This is a genomic window from Mesorhizobium sp. M2C.T.Ca.TU.002.02.1.1 (assembly GCF_003997225.1).
In genome coordinates this window covers 1-718 of record NZ_RZTO01001413.1, presented here as the reverse complement: position 1 = coordinate 718, position 718 = coordinate 1, and the positions used below count along the sequence as shown (strand labels likewise).

The window sequence follows — 718 nt, the reverse complement described above, 5'->3', positions numbered from 1 at the left end:
CTTCTGCAGCGCGTCGACGAGCTCCCAGCCCATGACGAAGATCAGGTCGTACTTGCCGTCCTTCGCCAGGTTGGCGAACTGCTCCTCATAGTCGAGCGCGCGATTGCCGGTATCGACCAGCTTGAGGTCGATGCCGAAATCCGTCTTCGCCTTGTTGAGGCCGTTGACGATCGAGACGCCGAAGCCCTGCGCGAAATAGCCCGAGATGGCGGCCACGGATACCTTGCCCTGCGCGCAGGCAAGGCTGACCGAAGCAACAAGCGCGGCGCCGGCGAAGATGCACTTCGAAATGATTTTTTTCATGTTTCTCCCCTGTTTGAAGGTCGCCCCAAGTGCCGGCTCCGCAAGGGGCGCCGGAAAACTTGTTGGTGATCATATGACCTTATGGGTGCTCCAATGACCTGTCAATCTGGCGCCACGCGACGTTCCATGCCTTCGTTCCCGAACGACGCGCAATTGGCTTGACAAAGCCGCCGGATCGATAATTGTTGATACTCAAACAATTTCATAGGGCAATTGGAGCAGCCGATGCCGAAGCCAGCGGTCAGGAAGTTTGTCGTACAGGTCGAGGAGATTTTTCACGAAGGCGGGCCGGTGCGGGCAGAGCCGGTCAAGCGCGGCGCGGTGCTGGCGGTGATCGAGAATCCGTTCGCGGGCCGCTATGTGGAGGAGATCACCGGGTTCATGGAGGATCTCAAGCCGCTCGGTCTCGAAATGG

2 protein-coding genes are annotated in these 718 nt (G+C 58.9%); one reads left to right on the top strand and one right to left on the bottom strand.

Annotated elements, in window-relative coordinates:
* Nucleotides 1-303 (bottom strand): BMP family ABC transporter substrate-binding protein (locus EOD07_RS36455; protein WP_127238509.1); only part of this gene is annotated, 303 nt, incomplete at its 3' end.
* Between the two features lie 225 nt (nt 304-528).
* On the opposite strand from EOD07_RS36455, the gene EOD07_RS36450 reads away from it, so the two are divergent.
* Nucleotides 529-718, top strand: a 190-nt coding sequence (locus tag EOD07_RS36450; protein ID WP_164772962.1) for an amino acid synthesis family protein, incomplete at its 3' end; no start/stop codon positions are given.